The 4,670-nt window shown below is 61.2% G+C and carries 3 protein-coding genes; all 3 read left to right on the forward strand.

Annotated features, from left to right (window positions below; translation table 11 throughout):
* Positions 1-707 precede the first annotated feature (707 nt).
* Entirely contained in the window at positions 708-944 is a 237-nt protein-coding gene (locus tag ACWGJB_RS49750) for a hypothetical protein (RefSeq protein ID WP_453386626.1), read from the forward strand.
* The gene (locus ACWGJB_RS49755) at positions 944-1,216 is read left to right on the forward strand and encodes a hypothetical protein (RefSeq protein WP_453386627.1); all 273 of its coding nucleotides are present in this window, start codon (positions 944-946) and stop codon (positions 1,214-1,216) included. The genes ACWGJB_RS49750 and ACWGJB_RS49755 overlap by 1 nt, the downstream gene beginning before the upstream one ends.
* A 1,412-nt stretch (positions 1,217-2,628) precedes the next feature.
* Positions 2,629-3,897 carry a hypothetical protein gene (locus ACWGJB_RS49760; protein WP_453386628.1) on the forward strand — a complete coding sequence of 423 codons (1,269 nt, stop codon included), beginning with the start codon at positions 2,629-2,631 and terminating at the stop codon, positions 3,895-3,897.
* Positions 3,898-4,670 lie beyond the last annotated feature (773 nt).

The raw sequence follows: 4,670 nt of genomic DNA on the forward strand, positions 1-4,670 counted from the left end.
GCTCCAACACCGCCCACTGCTCGTCCGTGAGATCACCCCGACCCATGAACTGTGATCATTCACAGCCCAAGATCCACTTTCGATACACGGCCTAGCAGTGAGTCCGGCCGTCTGTCATCCGGCGGGACTCACTGCTGTCCGGACCCCGGTACGGCCGCATCCCACGTCCCTCTCCGTCAGGAGAAGTGCTGGAGCACGAGGCGGACGACCTCCGCCAGAACCGGCGACCAATCGACCAGGAACTGCACGATGAGCCGCGCCGTTCCCGGCGCCTCTCACCGTCGTCCTGCTCGTCACCGACTTCCGGTGGCGTCTGACCACCCATGTGCACCTCCGAGGTATCCGAGGAAAGCCCAGCGGGCTCGCCGGGCCCTTCAACGGCCGGTGAAGACACCAGCCGAGGAAGCACGAGACGGACACTGCGGAAGAACGGACCCAAGCATATGGTGCGCGGATAACAATCGATGACAGCATGCCGCTTTCGACCCCCCTGACCTGCGGTTTTTATGCATGCTCCGTGTCATCCCATGCCTACAAAAAGGCCAGTTGAGGCAACCGTCCTCACGCTGGATCAATGGCAAGAAGAACACGAGCAGTATCAACATGAACCGCACTTCCGGACCGGCAATCTGCACCGTGCTGGTCCCCGAGCAGCCCGCCCGGCGATACCGTGAAGGCACACATCCGTACCGTGCTTGGAGGCTCCGATGACTGACCAGCCGGCCCCCGCCGACGGAGTCGTCCGGCAGCAGTTGGAGCCCGCGGCCGCCGACGCGGTCCGTGCGTACGCGGCGCAGACCCGCGAGCGGGCCGACCAGTTCGCCGCCGTCCTGGAGGACATCGCCGAGAACGGGCTCCCCTCGCCCGACGACTGCACGCCGTGGGAAGAACTGCGCGAGGCGCACCTCGCCCGGCTCGCCGCGCAGCGGCCGGCCGTCGCCTGATGACGTCGGGCCACGGGCCCCGCCGCGCCCGGATCGCCTTCTCCGACTCCGCCGCCAAGCAACTGGAGAACATCACCAGCGAGGCGGACATCCACGCCCTGGACCGCGCCCTGGTCGTCATCTCCGTCGACCCCGACGCCGGCGAGCCGATCCCCGGCGACACCACCGGCCCCCAACTGCGCCAGTACACCGACGACGTCGAAGCCGTCCGGATCCTGTACTTCGTTACCGCCTTGCGCACCGTGGTCGTTGTCGCCTACATCGAGGTCTGACCAACCCCACCCACCCGAGCCACTGCATCTAACAGCTATTTAGCACGTTGATTTTCTACCGACTGCCGTCATCGTTCAACGCTTCCTGTGCATAAAAAGTGAACAACGCTGCCTGCTTCTTGAAACCCCGCGCTCTTTTTCGGATTGCCCTCCCAACCCGGGCCCGAATTTTTTTGATCCGCCCCGAGTCAGAGTCGGAGAGTCGTGCATAGACATCCATAAAGACTTTAATTCGATGGCCGATATCTGTAAGTTCGACTGCTGTTTGCGCAACCTTCTTTGGACCCTCCAGGGCGACAGTCTTTGATTTGTCTTGCAATTCCCCTAGCAGGCGGGAAAATTGCGCGCGATATTCTTCATCTAATTCTTCGGGGAAATTCTGCCGAGTGTGTCGCTGGCAAGCATCGACACGAAAGCGCTGATATCGGAAGAAACGGCTACAAAATCCTTGTATGCCTGCTGCCTGGGTACTCTCCTTTCCTTACGATGTTCCATACGGGCAGTGATGCGGGCGCCTTCCCGCTGAGCCCGACTCGTAGCTAGTGCTGCGCCAATAGTTGCTACTGACCCGGCTAGCGCACCGAGAACAGCGGAAATACCTGAGTCCATGCCGGTCATGCTGGAGGCAGACAAGAGCAGCGGTCAAGGGCGTGTGCAATGAACGTTTTTCCCTCTTCACCGCTGCGCCCGCGCCAGGCGCGTGCCGACTGAATGCGCGTCCGCGTCAAAAGACCTCACGGCAAGAAAAGCCCGGCACGGAGTACCGCGCCCTGCCGACCGGACCGTCTGAGTGCCCGCCGGCTACCTGCTCGCCCCGCAGGACGTCGACCTGGACGGCCCCCACGTCTGTGCTGTCGACGCCTCCGGCGTCCTTGGCTACGTCACCAGCCCGACCACGCCCGCACCATCCGGGCCTGGCTCGCCGGCACCCTCTCGGGGCCGTCGAGAAAGATCGGCGACCACCTCGAAGACCCGCAGGAGGATGGGAGGCCCCTCAACGTCTCCGTTCACCGGCGAGTCCACGTATCTCCTTCGGCCAGCCGGTCATGCAGTCGCTACCGGCTTCCCGCCGCGTGCTCACCACGGCACCAGCTGGTAGATCACAGTCGACGTCAGCACAGCCAGAAGGGCCATCGCAAGATGCGCACCCTGTCTGCGACCCTCAGCCTGGATCTATGAAAAACCGGCCCTTACTGGTCGTACATTCGCCGGATGGTCGCGGATTGCGACAGGTCAGCATCAACAGACAGAGCGTGGGGAAAGTGCGGTCCCTACGCGAGTTGCGACTTCTCCTGCGCCGTTTGGGCTATCCGCGAGACCTGAATATTGAAGACCGAACACATATCCGTTGGGAGGGCGGGAATAGTTCGCGGTGGCCAGACCGTCCGTGGAGCAGGCGCACAGCTGCCAGCTTGATGGTCATTGGCTCCCTTACGTCAGCCTCGGTACTGTACAAGATCGGCGTAACAGACATCCTCGGGGCCCTTACCTATACAGGACGCATCGAAGGCTCGTTGTTCCTGATCGCAGCCATACTGGAGACGGTCACGGCAATCGCCATTTTTGATCACTGGGGAAAGCGCCGACTAACCTACTCAGGTGCAACAGTCCTGGTTGGCGTCACCATTTCCCTATTGGTCAGCCTACTGTTGCTTGCTGTGCAAATTTACGGGGGTGAGTACACGCACTATCTTTGGCTTTGGATAGCTCTCCTGACCTGGTCGGCCTGGGCATTGAGGCGGCTCGAACCTCACCACATACTGAAAGAAATAACGCATCCGAAGAGCCTCGCGGTGGGAGCCGTAGTCTCAGCATTCTTGGTTGCCTCAAATTTTGCATACACACAGTTCTATATACCCTACGCATCCCCCGTACAGGCGCGCGTCATAGCGAAGCTCGGCACTCCTAGCATGAACCAGAAGCACACAATCCTGTACCTGCCAGTTGAGCTTCACTATCAAAACTCGGGCAAGGTGGGCTTCACTCTTCTGGGCAGCCAATACTCGGTCTATGGCCGAACGGCCAAATTCGATGTAAGACCGAACGGGCTGATGGAATGGAAGAATGACATGGAAAAGGAGCCAATGTCCGACCTCTATCGTCACACAGAAGTGCAGGGCAGAAACCTGATTAGCGCTGGAGAGTTCTTCCGTGCAGGAAACTCCCTGGACCCCGACCAGGAATTCGTAGAAAAGAAGATCGTCGAATTTCCGGTGGGAGCTGAATACGACTCAATTGAGGTTACAGCGTCGGCGACTGCCATACGGACAGATCGAGGGGATCTAGATGCAGACTACTCAATTCCGTACTATTCCTGGGATACCACATCTGCCGGTAGAAAACACCTCTATGATGCCCCTGGCTGGGTCGCTCAACCTGGCGACGAGTACATTGCCCATCATGCGCAAATATATTATGGCAGCGAGATTCTCAACATGACACGAAAGCCTCGCTATGTAACGTACTGGCGGGTGATTCCAAAAGTGTTCAGTGGCGCTAATCCGGAAAATGAGCTCACCGAGCCACACGGCGAGTTGACTATCAGTGAACTCCATGAGGAAGCCCGCGAGCCGAGTACCTCAGACTACGGCGAGTTCTATAACCGATACGGTCTTCAGAACACGTACAGTCCGTGGCTGAGAGAATCCCTCCCGGCGCTCCTCAAGGCTGCAGGTCGCTGAGAAGCCGGTCCCACTGACTGATCACCACGGACACGTTGCCGACTCCGGCGAGGGCCCGGTTAAAGGCCTGTTCCGACCGGGCCCACTCCGCAGCCCCACTGCTCCACCGGCTCCGGCACCGAGTTCCGCGCCCTGCCGACCGGACTGTTCGAGTGCCCCGCCGGCCACCCCCCCTCGCCCTCCAGGACATCGACCTGGACGGCCCCCACGTCTGGGCCGTCGACGCCTCACAGGCATCCTCGGCTACGTCACCTACCCCACCCGCGCCCTCTCGCAGACCTTGGTGAAGCTCACGACTACCCGACCCGGAATACGGCACAATCAGTTCCCTGTGGAGCGCCGTCGACGCATTCGGCGAATACCGGGCGGCATTTCGAGTTGGTGCCGCTCCGGTATTCATCCGGTAATAGAAGAGGACCCAAGCCGCTATCCCAGAATCCATCGGGGGTCGGGAATTGACGCATTCTCGGGTGAGGGTGGCGGCTGGGTCTCATCCCAGAATCTATCCCGTCGTCAGTTTTGACGCACGGCCCTGGTGCTGACGTTTCGTCAACATTAGCGGGTGGAGCCGGACTCGGGCCACCCCCTCTTGCTGCTGCACTGTTCGCCTGATCGCGGAGCGATCAGGCACCGGAACAGCGCGGAGCGTTGGTCCGGCAGGGCAGCCACGGAGTGGGGGCCCCGCCCGGGCCGTGTCCGGGGGGGGCGGGGGCGGGAGGGGGGGGGGGGTGTGGATGCCCTGGACCGCCGCGAGCGCGGGGGGGGTGGGGGGC

Source organism: Streptomyces sp. NPDC054813, assembly GCF_053611365.1.